Consider the following 18,395-nt stretch of genomic DNA (forward strand, 5'->3'; position numbering starts at 1 on the left):
GGAACTCCAGCAGCGGCCCGGCCGCGGAGCGGGATCGCGAGAAGCGGTCATTGCCGCGGCTCGGCCTGCGAAATTGGCGCGTGAGGTGGCGGCTCACCGCCCTCATCCTGGTGCCCACCATCGCTGCCGTGGTGCTCGGGGGAGCGCGCGTGGTGGGTTCGGTCCAGAGCATCGGCGTCTACGACCTCACGGCCACCTCGGCGGAGCAGGCCGGCCGCATCCGCGACCTCGTCCAGGCGATCGGTCTGGAGCGTGACACGGGCGGCTGGATCGGCGCCAACCGGGCGATGCGCAAGTCGCTCGCCGCGCCTTTCGCGCAGCGCAAGGCGGCCGTGGACACGCTGGTCAAGGCCGTACGCTCCGACCTCGACACGATGGACGACGCCTACGGCCCGCGCGTGATCAAGGCCGCCGCCCAGGCGAAGTACGACCTGGGCCGCCTGTCCAAGATCAGGAGCGAGGGCCAGGCCAACACCATCCGCTACGACTTCCTCACCGACACCCTGATCAAGCTGCACGACGAGCTGGCCCTGATGTCGGACGACTCGCAGATCGTCGGCCAGTTCCGCGCGCTGAGCGCGCTGGTGTCGGCCAAGGAGGAGATCTCCCGGCAGCGCGTGCAGCTCCTGCAGGCCTCCTACGACGGCGATCGGGTGGACGCGAAGGCGGTCGAGCAGTTCATCGCCTCCAACGCCCGCCAGCAGAGCGACATCTCCACCGTGGGCGTCGAGGCCGGCGTCGAGGTCGGCCTGGAGCTGTCCAAGGCCCTCACGTCCAACCCCGAGTACGTCAACGTCCAGCTCACCAAGTCCCGCGCGGTCACGCTGGCCAGCGGCCGGGCGCCCGGCGCGGTGCTCAACGACAACCTGATCTCCGCCAGGGCCGAGCGCGAGAGGTGGTTCAAGGAGAACACCGTCGCCGTCGACGTGCTGCACGGCATCGAGAAGGAGCTGGCGGGCAAGGTGAACCTGCGCAGCCAGGAGCTGCGCGAGTCCGAGATCCGCAACGCGATCATCGCGGGCGCCCTGATCCTGGCGCTGCTGCTGATCGTCCTGCTTCTCACGGTGGCCATCGCCCGCTCCATGGTGAGCCCGCTGCGCCGGCTGCGCACCGAGGCCCTGGAGATCGCCGGCTTCCGGCTGCCCGACGTCGTGCGCCAGCTCCGCATCAGCGGCGACACGTCCGTGCGCGACGTGCAGCCGATCGAGGTCGAGGGCCAGGACGAGATCGGCGAGGTGGCCAGGGCCTTCGACCAGGTGCACCGGCAGGCCGTGCGCCTGGCGGGCGAGGAGGCCGAGCTCCGCAGCAACATCAGCTCGATGTTCGTCAACCTCTCGCGCCGCACGCAGACGCTGGTCGAGCGGCAGATCTCGCTGATCGACGGCCTGGAGAAGGGCGAGCAGGACGGCGGCCGGCTGTCCGACCTGTTCAAGCTCGACCACCTGGCCACCCGCATGCGCCGCAACTCCGAGAACCTGCTGGTCCTGGCCGGTCACGAGGCCACCCGCCGACGCAGCCAGCCGGCCAAGCTGGTCGACGTCGTACGCGCCGCGCTGTCGGAGGTCGAGGGCTACGAGCGCGTCCAGGTCCGGGTCCACCGGGCCACCTCGGTGCTCGGCAGCTGCGCCAACGACCTGGTCCACCTGGTCGCCGAGCTGGTCGAGAACGCCATCCAGTTCTCCCCGAGCCACTCCCAGGTCACGGTCACCAGCAGCCTCATCGAGGGCGGCGGCGCGCTGCTGTCGGTGAGCGACACGGGCATCAGCATGACCGAGGACGAGCTCGCCGAGGCCAACCGCCGCCTGGCCGAGCCGCCCGTCGTGGACGTGTCGGTGTCCCGGCGCATGGGCCTGTTCGTGGTCGGCCGCCTGGCTCTGCGTCACGGCATCCGGGTGCAGCTCAGGAAGGGCGAGGGCAGCGGCCTGATCGCCATGGTGCTGCTCCCGCCCGCGCTGATCGCCGACGGCCAGCAGCAGCCGCTGCCGCAGCGTCCCGCGTTCGGCGGCGGCACCGTGCCCAGCCAGGCTGGCGCGCCCCTGCAGAACGGGGCGCAGAACGGCTCGTTCAGGTCGTTCGGCAGCTTCGACTCCCACGAGCCCGGGCCGGCCAGGCAGCACTCCCAGGACCCCTTCGACGGCAACGGCCAGGCCCGGCCCGCGCCCGGGATGTTCGACGGCGGGCCCGCGCGGCAGGGACCGGGGACGTTCGACAGCGGGCCCGCGCGGCCCGCTCCGGGGACGTTCGACAGCACGCCGGGGACGCACAGGCCGGCGTTCGGGGCGTTCAACTCTGACCCGGGCAGGCCGGAGGTGAACGGCTTCACCGCCGACACCGACGGTGGCTCCCACCGCAGGCAGTCGCCGTCGTTCGACTCCGGCGTCTACCCTTCGTACCCCAGCCCGGGCTCCTACCCATCCGGTAATGGCGCGTTCCAGACGCCGCCACCGCCGCCGTCGTACCCCACGAACGACGTGCGCACGCCGGACCCCGCCCCCTCGGTGGACATGTCGCCGATGGAGCAGGAGCAGGAGGAGTACCTCCCGATCTTCGCGTCGGTGGAGTCGGCCTGGTTCCGCCGGCCGCCGGAAGAGCAGTCGCCGCCGCCCGCGGTCGCGGGCGAGCCCACGCCCCCGAAAGCCGTACCCTCTGGGGAGGAAGCGTGGCGAACGGCCGCAGACGCCGGATGGCGGGCGGCGGCCGCAGCGAGCGATCCCAGTCTCGGCGGCATCACTGCCGCCGGGCTGCCCAAGCGGACCCCCAAGGCCAACCTGGTGCCTGGCACGGCGAGCCAGCCCGCGCAGCAGCAACAGCCGCAGCGGCCGGCTCCTCCGGCTCCCCCGGTCTCAGCAGACCGGGTGCGTAGCCGGCTGGCCAGCTATCAGCAGGGTGTGCGACGGGGCCGCCAAGAAGTACGTGGACAGGAGGAACAGAGTGAGTAAGCGTCCCGCCGGGGAGGATGCGTGACAACCCTTAGCCATGAGGCGCACAGGTTCGACTGGCTGATCACCGACTTCGTACGCAACACGCCCGGAGTCGCGCATGCCGTCGTCGTCTCGGCGGACGGGCTCTGCCTGGCCGCCTCGGAGGGCTTCCCTCCGGACCGGGCCGACCAGCTCGCCGCGGTCTCCGCGGGCCTGCTGAGCCTGACCGTGGGTGCGTCCAGGGTGTTCGAGGGCGGTGCGGTGACGCAGACCGTCGTCGAAATGCAGCGCGGGCTGCTGCTGGTCATGGCCATCAGCGACGGCTCGGTGCTGACGGTGCTGGCGGGTCCGGATTGTGACATGGGCCTCGTGGCGTACCAGATGACGTTGCTGGTAGACAGAGCGGGACAGGCGCTCACGCCGGCCTTGCGCGCGGAGCTGCAGGCCGCCAGGACCCGGTGATGTGATGGAACTGATGGGAGAGGGCCGTGTACGGCGCTGACGGAATCGGGGACGAAGAGCCCCTGTTCCGTCCTTACGCGGTGACGGGCGGCCGATCCGAGCCGCGCTATCACCTCGCGATGGAGACGTTGATCTCGTCGATGTCGATCCCGGACGACGAGATGGCCATGCTCACCCCCGAGCAGGAGGCCATCATGCAGCTCTGCAGGTCGTTCCGGTCGGTCGCCGAGATCTCGGCCCTGCTCCGCGTCCCGCTGGGCGTGGCGAGAGTGCTCGTGGCGGACATGTCCGACGAAGGGCTTGTCCGCCTGCACCAGCCACGCCTCAGCCAGGGACAGCCAGACCTCAACATGCTCGAAAGGGTGCTCAGTGGACTACGCAGGCTCTAGCCCTGGCCTCACATCGACGAAGATCGTCGTGGCCGGGGGCTTCGGCGTCGGGAAGACGACGTTCGTGGGGGCGGTGTCGGAGATCCTCCCGCTCACCACGGAAGCGGTGATGACCGACGCGTCCGCGGGCATCGACGACCTCGGCATGACGCCGAACAAGCAGACCACGACCGTGGCGATGGACTTCGGCCGCCTGTCGCTCGACCGTGACCTGATCCTCTACCTGTTCGGCACGCCCGGTCAGCACCGGTTCTGGTTCATGTGGGACGACCTGGTGCGGGGTGCGATCGGCGCCGTGGTGCTGCTCGACACGCGCCGGCTCGCCGACAGCTTTCCGGCCATCGACTACTTCGAAGAGGCCAAGCTGCCGTTCGTGATCGGGGTCAACGGCTGGGACGGGCAGTTCCCGCACTCCGACAACGAGGTCAGGGAGGCGCTCGCGCTGTCGCCGCACGTGCCGATCGTGCGCACCGACGCCCGCAACCGCGAGTCGGTCAAGGCGACGCTGATCTCGCTGGTCGAGCACGTCGTACGCCTGCGGGCGGCACCCGTCCGCTAGCTCGCCCAGGGCGCCTCCTCCAGGGAGTTGAGCACCGGGACCAGCTGCTCCTCCTCATAGGCGAAGTGGGCCTCCATCTCACCGGCGATGCGGTCGAGCGTCGCCGGGTCGGTGGCCCCGCGCAGCTCCTCGATCAGTCCGGCGATCACGGCGTGCTCGTCGCGCAGCCGGTCGAGGGGCTGCTTCAGCTCCGGGAACAGCTTTTCCAGGTGCGGGAAGGCCACGCGCTCCTCGCCCGTGTGGTGGAAGGTCAGCGCGTCGCAGAAGGCCAGGCAGTGCGCCCGCAGATCGGCGGCGGGCGCCTCGCCGGCCCGCAGCCCGGCCAGCTCGCCCCTGAGGTGGTCGTGGATCCTGACCAGCTCGTCCCCGAACGCCTGCAGCCGCTCGCGCTCGGGATGGAGGGCGATGACCGGGATGACCCGGTCGGTCTGTGCCTGGTACGCGGCGAAGGCCGGGTCGAGGGCCGCCTGGCGGGCGTACACGCGGTCGCGCTCCGCACCTTCGAGCGGCACCGCCCGGGCCGTGAACGTCTCCTCGCCGAGCTCGACCGTGACCCTCGGGTGCGCCACCACGTTGTGATACCAGGCCGGATGCGCGTCGCCGCCCGCGTTGGAGGCGAACACCAGGACGCGCTCGCCGTCGCGCAGGTAGACGGCCGGGTTCGTCCGCCGCCGGCCCGATCTGGCGCCCACCGTGGTCAGCAGCACCAGCGGGGCGCCCTCGAACATGCCGCCCACCTTGCCGGCGTTCGCCCGGAACTCCGCGATGACCTGCTGGTTGAAATCCGTCATCTCACTATCCTTTGGGGAGGCGAGGTTCATATTTGCTTTGCAAGCAAAGCTAATTTAGACAGCAAGGTGTTCGGGATGTCAACTGACGGCTTGAGCGTGGACGACGGGATCAGGACGTTGCTGCTGCTGATGCCGCGCATGGTGGGGCGCGCCAAGCGGCTGAAGGTGCCGGAGGCGGTGCAGGCGCTGTCGCTGGCGCCCCGGCATCTGTCGCTGCTGGCGTACCTGCTGTTCGACGGGCCGATGACGGTGAACGAGCTGGCGGCGCGGCTGGAGGTGGCGCCCGCGACGGTGAGCCTGATGGTGGGGGAGCTGAGCAGGAAGGGCGTGATGGAGCGGCGCGAGGACGACGCGGACCGGCGGCGCACGATCGTCAGCATCGCCGCGCTGCATCAGGCGGCCATCGACGAGTGGCTGGGCTACGGCGCCAAGGCGTGGCGGCGGGCCCTGGAGCCGCTCACGCCGGAGCAGCGGCGCCTGTTCGTGGACACGCTGCGCGCCTACGAGCAGGCGCTCTCCGGCTGACGCGGGATCTGCGGGCTTCCCGGCCGGCGCGGGGTCCGAAGGGGTGCGGTCAGGCTGACGCGGGGTCCGAAGGGGTGCGGTCAGGCTGACGCGGAGTCTGAAGGGGTGCGGTCAGGCTGATCGGGGTCTGCAGGGGTGTGGTCGGTCGGGGTGATCGGCGGCTGAGGGGGCGCGGTCAGGCCGGTGGGGCGGCGCGCCGGTTCACCAGGGCCTCGATGCCGTCGAGCACGCGCTCCAGCCCGAACTCGAAGGCGTGCTCCGGGCTGTAGGCCGCGTTGAGCGCCTCGCCCGCCGCCTCCCCGACCCGGGCGGCCGTGGGGTAGTGGCTGGTGTCGGCGATCCGGCTGAGGAAGGGCACGTGCGCGGCCCACCACTGCTCGTCGGTCAGCCCGGTCAGGCTCTCCGCCTGCGCGGCCTCCACGGCCCCCCTGGCCGCGCCGTGCACGAAGCCGGTGATCAGCGTGATCACCGAGTCCATCTCCAGGTCCGACAGGCCGATGCCGTCGACCGCGCGCAGCTCGTAGTCGTATTTGGCGGTGACGTTCGGCCCGAGCACCGGGCGGCTCGCCGCCACCTGCAGCAGCCACGGGTGGCGCAGGTAGAGCGCCCAGTTCTCCCTGGCGATCTGCTCCAGCCGGCCCCGCCAGCCGCCGGGCACGTCCTCCGGCCTGGCGGTCTCGCCGTAGACGGTGTCGAGCATGACGTCGAACAGCTCCGGCTTGCCCGGCACGTACGTGTAGAGCGACATCGTCCCCACGCCCAGCCGCTCGGCCACCCGGCGCATGGACAACGCCTGCAACCCCTCGGCGTCGGCCACCTCGATGGCGGCGCGCACGATGCGGTCGACGCTCAGCTCCGGCTTGCCCTTGCGGCTGGCGCGCTCGCTGGTGCGCCAGAGCAGCGCCAGGCTTCGCGCGGGGTCGCCCTTTCCCGAGTACTCGACGGTCACATTCGTACGGTACACCGTACGGTTGCCGGGGTAGACCGTATGCTGTACGGTACGCCGTACGATTTCTTAGGAGGCGGCATGTCAGCGGTGATGGCGCAGGGCCTGCGCAAGACGTACGGGGAGAAGGCGGCGCTGGACGGCGTCGATCTCGACGTGGGGCAGGGCACGGTGCACGGGCTGCTCGGCCCCAACGGCGCGGGCAAGACCACGGCCGTCCGCATCCTGACCACGCTCCTGCGCCCCTCGGGAGGGCGTGCCGAGGTGGCCGGCTTCGACGTCGCCACCCAGCCCCGCCAGGTGCGCCGCAGCATCGGCCTGGTCGGCCAGCACACCGCGGTGGACGAGTTGCTGACCGGCCGGCAGAACCTGGAGCTCTTCGGCCGCCTCTACCACCTGGGCGCCGCCGCGGCCCGGGCCAGGGCGGTCGAGCTGCTGGAGCAGTTCGGCCTGGAGCACGCGGGGCCGGCCAAGGAGTATTCCGGCGGCATGCGCCGCAGGCTCGACCTGGCGGCGAGCATGATCCTGGCCCCGCCGGTGCTGTTCCTGGACGAGCCGACGACGGGGCTCGACCCGCGCAGCCGGGCGGAGATCTGGCGCGCCGTGCGCGACCTGGTGTCCCGCGGCACCACGGTGCTGCTGACCACCCAATACCTGGAGGAGGCCGACCAGCTCGCGGACCGGATCTCGGTGATCGACGCGGGCCTGGTGGTGGCCGAGGGCACGCCCGACGAGCTCAAGTCCAAGCTCGGCGGCGACCGGCTCGACGTGGTCATCCACGACCCGGAGCGGGTTGCGGAGGCGGCCGGCATCGTCGCGAGCGTGGCGGCGAGCCCGGCGGAGGTCGACCCGGACACCAGGCATGTGAGCGCGCCGGTGAGCGAGCGGGTGCAGGCGCTCACGGAGGTGCTCGCGGCCCTCGCGGCGGCCGGGATCGAGGCCGAGGACGTCACGGTACGCCGCCCGACCCTCGACGAGGTCTTCCTCAACCTCACCAACGCCGGAGGAGGCGCCGAATGACCGCCGTATCGCTTCGATGGGCCCTGGCCGACGGCTGGACGGTCGCCCGCCGGGACCTGATCCACTGGGCCAACCAGCCCATGACCGTGGTGTTCGGCGTGGTCTTCCCCGTCGTCATCACCCTGGCCTTCGGCTACCTGTTCGGCGGCGCGGTGAAGGTGCCGGCCGGGGCGGACTACTTCGCCTTCCTCATGCCCGGCATGTACGGCATGACGATGCTCTTCGGCCTGAGCGCCACCATGATCGCCGTCACCACCGACGCCTCCAAGGGCGTCACCGACCGCTTCCGCTCCATGCCCATGGCGCCGTCCGGCGTCCTCATCGGCCGGGCCATCGCGGACCTGCTCAACTCGGTGCTGATCCTGGCCGGCCTGCTGGCCTGCGGCCTGGCCGTCGGCTGGCGCCCGGCCACCCTCACCGGCGCGCTCGCCGCCGTGGGCCTGCTGCTGCTCCTGCGCTTCTCGCTGCTGTGGATGGGCATCTACCTGGGCCTGCTCACCAAGGACCCGGGCGGGGTGGTGGCGGTGCAGACGCTGGAGTTCCCGATCGGGTTCCTGTCGAACGCGTTCGTCGCGCCCGCCACCATGCCGGGCTGGCTGGGCGCGGTCTCGGAGTGGAACCCGCTGTCGTCGACGGTGGCGGCCACCAGGGAGCTGTTCGGGAACCCGGGGTGGGGCGGGGAGTCGTGGGTGGCCCAGCACGCGGTGCTGATGGCCGTGCTGTGGCCGGTGGCGATCACGGTCGTCTTCTTCACCCTGTCGGTCCGCCTCTACCAGCGCCTCGACCGCTGAGCGGTCGCCGTGGGAGTCACCTGTGCCGGTGGAACTCCACGGGTTCCGGGGCGAGCGGGGTGTTGCCGAGGATGAGGTCGGCGGACTTCTCGGCGAGCATCATGACCGGGGCGTAGATGTTGCCGTTCGTGACGTACGGCATGGCCGAGGCGTCCACGACGCGCAGCCCGTCCAGGCCGTGCACGCGCATCGTGTCGGGGTCCACGACCGACAGCTCGTCGGTGCCCATCCGGCAGGTGCACGACGGGTGCAGGGCCGTCTCGCCGTCCTTGGCGACCCAGGCGAGGATCTCCTCGTCCGTACGGACCTCCGGGCCGGGGGAGAGCTCGCCCCCGTCCAGGTCCGCCCACGCGGGCTGGGCCAGGATGGCACGGGCGTGCCTGATCGCCTCCACCCACTCCCGGCGGTCCTGCTCCGTGGACAGGTAGTTGAAGCGCAGGGCGGGCTTGTGGCGCGGGTCCGTGGAGGTGATGCGGACCGAGCCGCGGGCGTCGGAATACATCGGACCGATGTGCACCTGGTAGCCGTGGCCGCCCGCCGGGGCCGAGCCGTCGTAGCGGACCGCGATCGGCAGGAAGTGGAACATCAGGTTCGGGTACGCCACCTCGTCGTTCGAGCGGATGAAGCCGCCCGCCTCGAAGTGGTTCGTGGCCCCCGGGCCGCGCCTGCGGAAGAGCCAGTCGGCGCCGATGAAGGGGCGCCGCCACAGGGCCAGGGAGGGCTGCTGGGAGACCGGCTGCCGGCAGGCGTGCTGCACGTAGACCTCCAGGTGGTCCTGGAGGTTCTCGCCCACGCCGGGCAGGTCGTGGACCACCTCGACGCCCAGGGGCTCCAGCAGGGCTCTCGGGCCCACGCCCGAGAGCTGCAGGAGCTGCGGGGTGTTGATGGCGCCGCCGCAGAGGATGACCTCCGCGGCCTCGATGCGCTCGCCGCCGCACATGACGCCGACCGCGCGGGTGCCCTCGAAGAGCACCTTCTCGACCAGGGCCCGGGTCCGGACCTTCAGGTTGGGCCGGTGGCGTACGGGGTGCAGGTACGCGCGGGCGGCGCTGAGCCGGCGGCCGCGGTGGACGTTGCGGTCGAAGGCGGCGAAGCCCTCCTGGCGGTAGCCGTTCACGTCGTCGGTCAGCGGGTGGCCCGCCTGCTGGACCGCCTCGAAGAACGCCTCGAACAGCGGTCCGCGGGCGGGGCCGCGCTCCAGCTTCAGCGGGCCGTCGCCGCCCCGGAAGGTCGTCCCGGGGTCGGCCAGGCAGTTCTCCATCCGCTTGAAGTAGGGCAGGCAGTGCGCGTAGTCCCAGTGCTTCATGCCGGGATCGGCGGCCCAGCGCTCGTAGTCGAGCGGGTTGCCGCGCTGGAAGATCATGCCGTTGATGCTGCTGGAGCCGCCCAGCACCTTGCCGCGGGCGTGGTAGATGCGCCGCCCGTTCATGTGCGGCTCGGGCTCGGACTCGTACTTCCAGTCGTAGAAGCGGCTGCCGATCGGGAACATCAGCGCGGCCGGCATGTGGATGAACACGTCCCACAGGTAGTCGGGGCGGCCCGCCTCCAGCACCAGCACCGAGGTCGAGGGGTCGGCGCTGAGCCGGTTGGCCAGGGCGCAGCCGGCCGAGCCGCCGCCCACGATGACGAAGTCGAACCTCAACGGGGAATCCAGTCCTTCCACACGATCTTGTTCTCTTCCACCCACCGCTTGGCGGCCTGCTCGGCGCTCATCTTCTCGTTGATCATGTCACTGGCCACGGCGTTCTGGTCGTCGTTGGTCCAGTTGAAGTTGCGCACCAGCTCGTACGCCCGCCCGCCGGTCTGGGCGAACCGCTTGCTGACGATCTTGTCCAGCAGGTACGGCGGGTAGTCACAGGCCACCCTCGCCGGGTTGTCGTCGCAGCCGACGGCGTAGGGCGGCAGCGCGATCTTGACGAGTTTGGTCTTGGTGAACAGCCATTGCGGCTCGTAGAAATACATGAGCAGCGGTGTCCGATTCTTCGTCGCGGCCTGGGCGGCCTTGATCAACGCGTCCTCGCTGCCCGAGTAGACGACCTTGTAATTGAGCCTGAGGTTCTTGACGAGTGCCTCGTCATTCGTGACGAAGGTCGGATCTCCGTCCAGAACCTGTCCGGCATTTCCGGTTTTTTCGGTCCGGAATAGGTGGGCGTACTTATTGAGGTTTCGGTAGTCCGTAATGTCGGGGTACTTTTTGGCCATCCACTCGGGCACGTACCACCCGATGACGCCCTTGTTCCCCGTGAGGCCCGCCGAGAGGGCGACCCCCTTCTCCTCGATGTAGGTCTTCTTCCAGTCGTTGTGGCCCCAGCTTTCGACGATCACGTCGACCTTGCCGGATTCGAAATCCCGCCAGGACTGGTCCTCTTTCACGGGCCGCTTGTTCACCTTGTAGCCCAGCTCGTACTGGAGCAGGTGTGCCAGCACGGCCGCCTGGGCCTCGTACCCCACCCAGGCGTGGACGTCGATGTTGACGGTCCCCTTGGACTGCGTGCTGGTACCGGGCTCCGCGCTGGAGCAGGCCGTCAGTAACAGGGCCGCGACGAGCGGCCCGGCGAGCGTCTTCGTTCGGGTCATGAGAGGTCTCCGGGACCGCGGCCCCAGGGGCGGGGCCGCGGTCGAGAGGGGTTACTTGGGGATCCAGGCCTGCCACTTGGCGGTGTTGGCCTCGACCCACTTCTTGGCGGCTTCCTCGCCGGTCATGCCGTTGTTGGTCATGTCGTCGGCGACGGCGTTCTGGTCCTCGTTGGTCCAGTTGAAGTTCTTGACCAGCTCGTACGCCTTCCCGCCGGTCTGCGCGAACTTCGTGCTCACGATCTTGTCGAGGTCCATCTCCGGGTAGTCGCAGGCGACCTTCTTGGGGTCGGCGTCGCAGCCCTCGGTGTAGGCGGGCAGGTTGACCCGGACCAGTTCGGTCTTGCTGAACAGCCAGTGCGGGTCCCAGAAGTAGAACAGCAGCGGCTTCTTCTGCTCCTGTGCCTGCTGGGCGCCCTTGATCAGGGCCGCCTCGCTGCCGCCGACGACGACCTTGTAGTTCAGCTTGAGGTTCTTGATCAGGGCTTCCTCGTTGCTGACGTACGACGGGTCGCCGAAGAGCAGCTGGCCCTTGCCGCCGGACTCGGAGGTCTTGAAGAGCTCGGCGTACTTGTTGAGGTTCTTGTAGTCGGTGATGTCGGGGTGCTCGTCGGCCATCCACTTGGGGATGTACCAGCCGATGACGCCCTTGTTGCCGGTCGAGCCGGCCACCTGCGCGGTCTTCTTCTCGTCGATGAACTGCTTCTTCAGGTCGGGGTGACCCCAGTTCTCGATGATGACGTCGACGTCGCCGGTCTCGAAGCCCTCCCAGGCCAGCTGCTCCTTGATCTCGGGCAGCTCGACGTTGTAGTTGAGCTCGTTCTTCAGCAGGTACGCGACGACGTTCGCGCTGGCCTCGTAGCCCACCCACGGGTTGATCGCGATCTTCACCGTGCCGGTGGGGCCGGCGGAGGCGCTGGCGCCGGCCGCCGGGGCGGAGGCGCTGGGGGAGGTCTCGACTGTGGCTCCGCCGCAGCCTGCGGCGGCGAGCCCAAGGGCGAACAGGCCTGCGAGCAGGCGAATCTTCATGTGGACTTCCTCTTTCGGGGGGAAGGGCGCCTGTCGGCGCCCTGCGTTATGCGGTCGAGCATGACTCCGAGGAGCACGGTCGCGATGCCCGCGACGAACCCCATGCCGAAGTCGGTCCTCTGGGAGAACCCGGTGACCACGTCGTAGCCGAGGGCCCCCGCCCCGACCAGGCCACCGACGACCACCATGGCCAGCGTCATCACGATGCCCTGGTTGGCCGCGAGCAGGATGGCCCGCCTGGCCATGGGCAGCTGTACCTTCCACAGGAGCTGGCGGGGGGTGGAGCCGGCCGAGGTGGCCGCCTCGACGACCGTGGCGGGCACGGCCTTGATGCCGTCCTCGACCAGGCGGACCACCGGCGGCACCGCGTAGATGATCGAGGCGAAGATCGCGGTGAACCGGGTGGTCTCGAACAGGGCCAGGGCCGGCAGCAGGTACACGAACGCGGGCATCGTCTGCGCGGCGTCGAGCAGCGGCCGCTGCACGGCCGAGTAGCGCGGCGAGCGGGCCGCGGCCACCCCCAGGAACAGGCCGATGACCAGCGTGACCAGCACCGCGACGGCGACCGTGGTCATCGTCTGCATCGTGTGCTCCCACACGCCGAGCAGCGCGATAGCCAGCAGGCAGCCCAGCGCGATCAGCGCCGGCCGCGTGCCGCTGACCCGCCAGGCGACCGTCAGCACGGCGAGCGCGACCAGCCACCACGGGGCCGAGGTGAGCAGCGACTCCAGCGGGTTGAGCAGCGCGTACGAGGTCACGTCCTTGATGAACGTGGTCACCGCGTACCAGTTGGTCTCGGCCCACCGCACGGCGGCGTTGACCTCGGCCACCAGGTTGACGGTGAGATTCTCCGGCCAGACCTTCGGCAGCACGGGAATGAGCGCCAGCCCGGCGGCGGCCAGCGCGCCGGCCGCGACGAGGTCGGCCCGGGCGATCCTGGCGTGCGGGTCGCGGTGGGCGAGCGCCATCATCATCCGGTCGAGCATCACGGCCATGATCACGATGGCGATGCCGGCCGGCAGCATGAGGCCGACCTGGGCCCGGGACAGGCCGAGCAGGATGTTGCTGCCCAGGCCGGGGGCCGCGATCAGGTTCGCGATGACGACCATGGACAGCGCCATCATGATCGTCTGGTTGACGGCCAGCGCCATCGTGGACCTGGCCAGCGGCAGGTAGACCTTGAACAGCGTCTGGCGTCCCGTCGCGCCGAGGGAGGCGGACGCCTCGACCGCCGTGGGGGAGACCCCGGAGATGGCCAGCGCGGTGATGCGGATGGCGGGCGGGATGGCGTAGATCATCGTCGCGATGGCGCCGGCGGGCGCGCCGATGTGGAAGAACAGCGCGAGCGGTGCCAGGTACGCGAACGTCGGCATGATCTGCATGACGTCGAGCACCGGCGTGATCGCCCGCCGCACGCGCACGGAGAGCCCGGCCCAGACGCCCAGCGGGATCCCGATCGCCAGCGACAGCAGCACCGCCACCCCGACCAGGGCGAGCGTGTCCACGCTCGACTCCCACAGCCTCAGCACGCCGAACGCGCTCACGCTGCCGACCGCCAGCAGCGCGATCCGCCAGCCGCCGGCCAGCCACGCCAGCGCCCCCAGGACGCCGGTGATGCCGGGCCAGCCGAGCGCGTACAGGGTTGACTGGAACAGGTCGTAGAGCGAGCCCACGCCGAGCCGGATGTAGTTGAGGAAGTACAGGAAGAGCGGGTTGTCGTTGCGGTGGTCGTCGATCCACTCACGCAGCTCGGTGACGGCCAGGAACTGCGGCGCCTCCTTGTCGTGCGGCAGCGTCCCGGTGCCCTGGAAGACCAGGTACGCCACCACGAACAGCACCGCCACCCCGGCCGGGGCCGCCCACCTCGGTAACCCGAGCCTGGAGGGCGTGGTGACGGCCGTGCTGCTCATGTGCCCGCCCTGGCGCCGACGTCCTGGCCCGCCAGGAAGGCGAGCAGGTCCACCCGGTCCACGACGCCCACCAGCTCGTCGCCGTCCACGACCCTGATCGGCCGGGAGGAGGCGGAGGCCACGCCGATGGCGTCCTTGATGACCGTGGCGACCGGTAGCTCGGGCCCGTCCAGCGGCTCGCCGGGCTCGGGGTCGCGGCAGATCCAGCGCAGGCTCAGCACGTGGCTCCTGGGCACGTCGCGGACGAAGTCGGCCACGTAGTCGTCGGCCGGCGCGCCCACCAGCTCCTCGGCCGTGCCGAGCTGCACGATCGAGCCGGCCCGCATGATCGCGATCCGCTCGCCCAGCTTGAGCGCCTCCGAGAGGTCGTGCGTGATGAACACCATCGTCTTGCCGACTTCCCGGTGCAGCCGGATCACCTCGGCCTGCATGTCGCGCCTGATCAGCGGGTCGAGCGCGCTGAACGGCTCGTCGAACAGCATCACCTGCGGGTCCACGGCCAGCGCCCTGGCCAGGCCGACGCGCTGCTGCATGCCGCCGGACAGCTGGTCGGGGTAGGCGTCGGCGTGCCCGTCGAGGCCGACGAGCGAGAGGATCTCCCCGGCCCGCCGGTGCCTGTCGGCCCTGGCCGTGCCCTGGATCTCCAGCCCGTATGCCACGTTGTCGATCACCTTGCGGTGCGGGAGCAGGCCGAAATGCTGGAAGACCATGCTGACCTGGTGCCGGCGGATCTCGCGGAGCCGGGTGGGCGTGGCGGCGACGATGTCCTCGCCGCCGATCGTGATCCGGCCCGCGCTCGGCTCGATGAGCCGGGTCAGGCAGCGTACGAGGGTGGACTTGCCGCTTCCCGACAGGCCCATGACCACGAAGACCTCGCCGGGGCGCACCTCGAAGCTCACGTCCCGGACGGCGGCCGTGCAGCCCGTCCTCTCCCTCAGCGCCGCGGGTTCGAGATGTCTGTCCTCGCTGTCCAGCACCTTTTGTGCCCTGGTTCCGAAGATCTTCCAAAGGCCCGCAACGGTGATTGCCGCGCTGTCGGGAGAATCTCCCACACTCGCCTCCTCGTTTTGCCGTCGCTCAACATATGTCGGGAATAGCGAGATTCTCAACGCCGTGACCCTCTGGAGACCGGGGTGCGCCTCTGGCGTTACTCGTTTGGAACGAGCCAATCCCCCATTGGGGGACATTTATTCTGTTAAAGGTTTATTTCGTGCTCTCCCGGCTTCCGTCATGGAGCGCCAGGTTCTATCCTCAGGAGCCACGCGAACCAACTTTTGTCGCGTTATGTTCGCTTGGCCACAAGCCATGGGATGTGTTCCAATTACCGGCACTTGCCGATTTCCCCAGGGCACAGACTTCACATATACGCCGATTCGGGCGAGGTGCGTTCGGTGACTACAGAGCTCGGCGTCAGGCAGGCCAGCGAGGGCGGCTGGCGCCTGCGCAATTGGCGTGTCCGGGCGCGACTCGTGGCCCTCATCCTCATCCCGACGGCCGCCGCCGTGCTGCTGGGCGGTGTCCAGGTGCTCGCCTCGACCTCGGCGGCCGGAGACTACGCGCGGACGAACCAGTTCGCCACGCTCTCCGCCGAGCTCGGCGGGCTCACCCACCTGGTCTCCGCCGAACGCGCCAGGACCGCCTGGTACATCGCACGCAACCGGCCGGCCGCGGGACTGGCCGAGGTGCAGGCCCAGATGGAGCAGGTGGACCAGTCGGCCAGGGAGGTGCGCGGCATCGCCCAGCAGTTGCTGACCGACTCCACCGGACGTACCGCGGACCAGATCGAGAGCCTGCTCAACCGCCTGAACGACCTGACCGCCCTGCGCGAGCAGGCGCTGGAGGCCAACCTGCTGCCCGGCCCGGCCGTCGAGCTCTACACGACGGTGATCAACGACCTGCTCTCCGTGCACAACGAGCTGGTCAAGGGCAGCGTGGACGACGAGCTGTTCCGCCAGACGAGCATGCTCGACAGTCTCGCCCGCGCCAAGGAGAGCATCTCCTACCAGCAGGCGCTGGTCACCGTCGTGCTCGTCGAGGGGGCGTTCGACCAGGAGCAGCTCAAGCGCTTCCTCGGTGAGCAGTCTCGGGAGGCCAACGAGCGCAAGGGCTTCGCCACCGAGGCCACCGCGGACGAGCGCCGCCTGTTCGACGAGACCGTCAACGGCAGGTCCGCCGACCGCATGTTGTTCCTGCGCGAGCTGGTGCTGATCAGGGCCACCGAGGGCCTGCCCCTGCGCGGCCTCGACCAGTCCAAGGAGGACGACGCAGCGGAGTGGTTCGACGCGACGAACGTGGTCGTCGACTCCATGCGCGAGGTCGAGCAGCGCCAGGCCCAGGGCATCGTGGACCGCAGCGAGGCGCTCAGCGCGGACGAGCGGCGGCAGGCGTTCGTGACCGCGGGCGCCGTGCTCGCGCTGCTCGTGGTCGTACTGCTGATCACCACGGGCGTGGCCAGGTCCCTCGTACGTCCGCTGCGCCGCCTGCGCGGCGAGGCGCTGGAGATCGCCGGCAAGCGGCTGCCCGAGTTCGTGCAGCACCTGAGGGAGTCCCGCGACGGCGAGGTCGCCACCGAGGTGCCGCCGATCGGGATCTTCTCCAAGGACGAGGTGGGCGAGGTCGCGCGGGCCTTCGACGAGGTGCACCGCGAGGCCGTACGGCTGGCGGGCGACGAGGCCAAGCTGCGCTCCAACGTCAACGCCATGTTCGTCAACCTGTCCAGGCGCAGCCAGACGCTGGTCGAGCGGCAGCTCACGCTGATCGAGAAGCTGGAGCGCGGCGAGCGCGACGACGCCCGGCTGGGCGACCTGTTCAAGCTCGACCACCTGGCCACCCGCATGCGGCGCAACAGCGAGAACCTGCTCGTCCTGGCCGGCCAGGAGGCGGCGCGCAAGTGGAGCGAGCCGGTCGAGCTGATGGACATCGTGCGGGCCGCGCTCGGCGAGGTCGAGAGCTACGACCGGGTCAGCATCCAGATCGAGTCGGACGTCGCCATCGCCGGGCAGGCCGTCACCGACGTGGTGCACCTGCTCGCCGAGCTGGTCGAGAACGCGGTGTCGTTCTCCTCGCGGGACACCAAGGTCATCATCTCCAGCAGCCGCATCGACGGCGGCAGCCTGATGCTGTCGGTCACCGACCACGGCATCGGCATGAGCCAGGACGAGCTGGCCGAGGCCAACTGGCGGCTGGCCAACCCGCCCGTCGTGGACGTGTCGGTGTCGCGGCGGATGGGACTGTTCGTGGTCGGGCGGCTGGCGCTGCGGCACAGCATCCGGGTGCAGCTCCGGCGGCAGGACATCGGCGGGCTGACCGCCATGGTGCTGATCCCGCCCATGCTGCTCACCGAGGTGCCCGGCGCGATGGCCGGCGCCGGGCCGCGGCTCCAGGTGCCCAGGCAGGCGAACCCGCCGTCCTACCCGACGCAGCCGCCCGCTCGCCTGTCGGGGCCGCCGCCCGGGCATCCGTCGTTCGACGGCGTCAGCCCGGCGCCCGAGCCGTCGTCCTGGTTCAGCTCGTCCCAAAGCCACTCGATCGAGCAGCTCCCGCCCGACCTGACCGCGCCCCGGCCGTTCACCGACCTGACCTCGCCGGGCTCGTCGTCGTTCGCGGACCTCGGGCCGTCGGGTTCGTCGTTCGCGGACCTGGGCCCGTCGGGTCCGTCGTTCGCCGATCCGGGCACCCCGGGCACGTCGTTCCCCACGCCTTCCGCCTCCGGGAAGGACGAATTCCTGCCGATCTTCGCCTCCATGGACGAGAGCAGCTGGTTCAGCAAGTCCGCGCCGACGGCGGACCACCGTGACGAGCCGTGGTCGTCCCCTGCCGACCAGGGCTGGCAGGCCGCCGGCGCGGCCACGGAGCCCGCGCGGAGCGGCACCACGAACTCCGGCTTGCCGAAGCGGACGCCGAGAGCCAATCTGGTACCGGGCACCGCAACTCCGCAGCCGCCGCCCGTTCCCGCTCCTCCGGTGTCCCCCGATCGACTGCGTACCCGGCTGGCCAGCTACCAGCAGGGCGTGCGCAAGGGACGCGCCGAGCTCGAGGAGGATTCGTGAAGGAGCTGAGCCAGGCCGCCAGGGACATCAACTGGCTGGTCAGCGGCTTCGTCGAAGAGGTCCCCGGCGTGGCACACGCCGTGGTGGTCTCGGCGGACGGCCTGCCCATGGCCTTCTCCCGTGGCTTCCCGAAAGACCGCGCCGATCAGCTCGCCGCCATCGCGGCCGGGCTGGTGAGCCTCACGCAGGGCTCGGCGCGCGTGTTCGAGGGGGGCGGGGTGACCCAGACCCTCGTCGAGATGGAACGGGGCCTGCTGCTGGTGATGTCGATCAGCGACGGGTCCTGCCTGGCGGTGCTGGCCGCACCCGACTGCGACATGGGCTTGGTCGCTTACCAGATGACGATCCTGGTCGAGCGCGCGGGGCAGGTGCTCACCCCTGCTGTACGGGCGGAGCTGTCCGCCGCGCGCCCGTGGTGATGGGAGTGAA

16 protein-coding genes are annotated in these 18,395 nt (G+C 70.2%); 9 read left to right on the plus strand and 7 right to left on the minus strand.

The features are described from left to right. The first annotated feature begins 80 nt into the window (after window positions 1-80). From ACTWPW_RS05565 to ACTWPW_RS05580, 4 genes are read left to right on the plus strand one after another with little or no spacing between them, the layout of a single operon-like run. Window positions 81-2,939 carry a nitrate- and nitrite sensing domain-containing protein gene (locus ACTWPW_RS05565; RefSeq protein WP_375115001.1) on the plus strand — a complete coding sequence of 953 codons (2,859 nt, stop codon included), beginning with the start codon at window positions 81-83 and terminating at the stop codon, window positions 2,937-2,939. A 21-nt stretch (window positions 2,940-2,960) separates the two neighbouring features. Next, the gene (locus tag ACTWPW_RS05570) at window positions 2,961-3,383 is read left to right on the plus strand and encodes a roadblock/LC7 domain-containing protein (RefSeq protein ID WP_043616017.1); all 423 of its coding nucleotides are present in this window, start codon (window positions 2,961-2,963) and stop codon (window positions 3,381-3,383) included. 26 nt (window positions 3,384-3,409) lie between these two features. Further along, window positions 3,410-3,772 carry a DUF742 domain-containing protein gene (locus ACTWPW_RS05575; RefSeq protein WP_364114627.1) on the plus strand — a complete coding sequence of 121 codons (363 nt, stop codon included), beginning with the start codon at window positions 3,410-3,412 and terminating at the stop codon, window positions 3,770-3,772. A 28-nt stretch (window positions 3,773-3,800) separates the two neighbouring features. Continuing rightward, window positions 3,801-4,331, plus strand: a complete 531-nt coding sequence (locus tag ACTWPW_RS05580) for a GTP-binding protein (protein WP_364114629.1) — start codon at window positions 3,801-3,803, stop codon at window positions 4,329-4,331. Here ACTWPW_RS05580 and ACTWPW_RS05585 read toward each other — a convergent pair. Further along, the gene (locus tag ACTWPW_RS05585; protein ID WP_375115002.1) at window positions 4,328-5,122 is read right to left on the minus strand and encodes a nitroreductase/quinone reductase family protein; all 795 of its coding nucleotides are present in this window, start codon (window positions 5,120-5,122) and stop codon (window positions 4,328-4,330) included. The genes ACTWPW_RS05580 and ACTWPW_RS05585 overlap by 4 nt on opposite strands. 75 nt (window positions 5,123-5,197) lie before the next feature. Here ACTWPW_RS05585 and ACTWPW_RS05590 point away from each other — a divergent pair, with 75 nt between their 5' ends. Then, window positions 5,198-5,647 carry a MarR family transcriptional regulator gene (locus ACTWPW_RS05590; protein ID WP_443168105.1) on the plus strand — a complete coding sequence of 150 codons (450 nt, stop codon included), beginning with the start codon at window positions 5,198-5,200 and terminating at the stop codon, window positions 5,645-5,647. A gap of 175 nt (window positions 5,648-5,822) precedes the next feature. On the opposite strand, the gene ACTWPW_RS05595 is transcribed toward ACTWPW_RS05590, so the two are convergent. Further along, on the minus strand, window positions 5,823-6,596 hold the full coding sequence (locus ACTWPW_RS05595; RefSeq protein ID WP_443168106.1) for a TetR/AcrR family transcriptional regulator: 774 nt from the start codon (window positions 6,594-6,596) through the stop codon (window positions 5,823-5,825). A 78-nt stretch (window positions 6,597-6,674) separates the two neighbouring features. Here ACTWPW_RS05595 and ACTWPW_RS05600 point away from each other — a divergent pair, with 78 nt between their 5' ends. Next, a complete protein-coding gene (locus ACTWPW_RS05600; RefSeq protein WP_375115005.1) occupies window positions 6,675-7,613 on the plus strand; it encodes an ATP-binding cassette domain-containing protein in 939 nt (312 codons plus the stop codon). Then, on the plus strand, window positions 7,610-8,404 hold the full coding sequence (locus ACTWPW_RS05605; protein WP_375115006.1) for an ABC transporter permease: 795 nt from the start codon (window positions 7,610-7,612) through the stop codon (window positions 8,402-8,404). Before ACTWPW_RS05600 ends, ACTWPW_RS05605 begins: the two co-directional genes overlap by 4 nt. A 16-nt stretch (window positions 8,405-8,420) precedes the next feature. Here ACTWPW_RS05605 and betA read toward each other — a convergent pair whose 3' ends face one another. From betA to ACTWPW_RS05630, 5 genes are read right to left on the minus strand one after another with little or no spacing between them, the layout of a single operon-like run. Further along, window positions 8,421-10,046, minus strand: a complete 1,626-nt coding sequence (gene betA / locus ACTWPW_RS05610; protein WP_443168107.1) for a choline dehydrogenase — start codon at window positions 10,044-10,046, stop codon at window positions 8,421-8,423. Continuing rightward, entirely contained in the window at window positions 10,043-10,981 is a 939-nt protein-coding gene (locus ACTWPW_RS05615; RefSeq protein ID WP_364114641.1) for an ABC transporter substrate-binding protein, read from the minus strand. The genes betA and ACTWPW_RS05615 overlap by 4 nt, the downstream gene beginning before the upstream one ends. Before the next feature lie 51 nt (window positions 10,982-11,032). After that, entirely contained in the window at window positions 11,033-12,007 is a 975-nt protein-coding gene (locus tag ACTWPW_RS05620) for an ABC transporter substrate-binding protein (protein ID WP_375115008.1), read from the minus strand. Next, window positions 12,004-13,917, minus strand: a complete 1,914-nt coding sequence (locus ACTWPW_RS05625; protein ID WP_375115009.1) for an ABC transporter permease — start codon at window positions 13,915-13,917, stop codon at window positions 12,004-12,006. The genes ACTWPW_RS05620 and ACTWPW_RS05625 overlap by 4 nt, the downstream gene beginning before the upstream one ends. Beyond that, window positions 13,914-14,942, minus strand: a complete 1,029-nt coding sequence (locus ACTWPW_RS05630) for a quaternary amine ABC transporter ATP-binding protein (RefSeq protein WP_375115125.1) — start codon at window positions 14,940-14,942, stop codon at window positions 13,914-13,916. The genes ACTWPW_RS05625 and ACTWPW_RS05630 overlap by 4 nt, the downstream gene beginning before the upstream one ends. A 366-nt stretch (window positions 14,943-15,308) precedes the next feature. Between ACTWPW_RS05630 and ACTWPW_RS05635 the strand changes: the two genes are divergently transcribed. Further along, window positions 15,309-17,966: a nitrate- and nitrite sensing domain-containing protein gene (locus ACTWPW_RS05635; RefSeq protein ID WP_443168108.1), complete on the plus strand. Its 2,658-nt coding sequence runs from the start codon at window positions 15,309-15,311 to the stop codon at window positions 17,964-17,966. Beyond that, on the plus strand, window positions 17,963-18,385 hold the full coding sequence (locus tag ACTWPW_RS05640; protein ID WP_364114649.1) for a roadblock/LC7 domain-containing protein: 423 nt from the start codon (window positions 17,963-17,965) through the stop codon (window positions 18,383-18,385). The genes ACTWPW_RS05635 and ACTWPW_RS05640 overlap by 4 nt, the downstream gene beginning before the upstream one ends. The last annotated feature ends 10 nt before the right edge of the window (window positions 18,386-18,395 follow it).

The organism is Nonomuraea sp. KM90, assembly GCF_052246675.1.
GTDB lineage: Bacteria > Actinomycetota > Actinomycetes > Streptosporangiales > Streptosporangiaceae > Nonomuraea.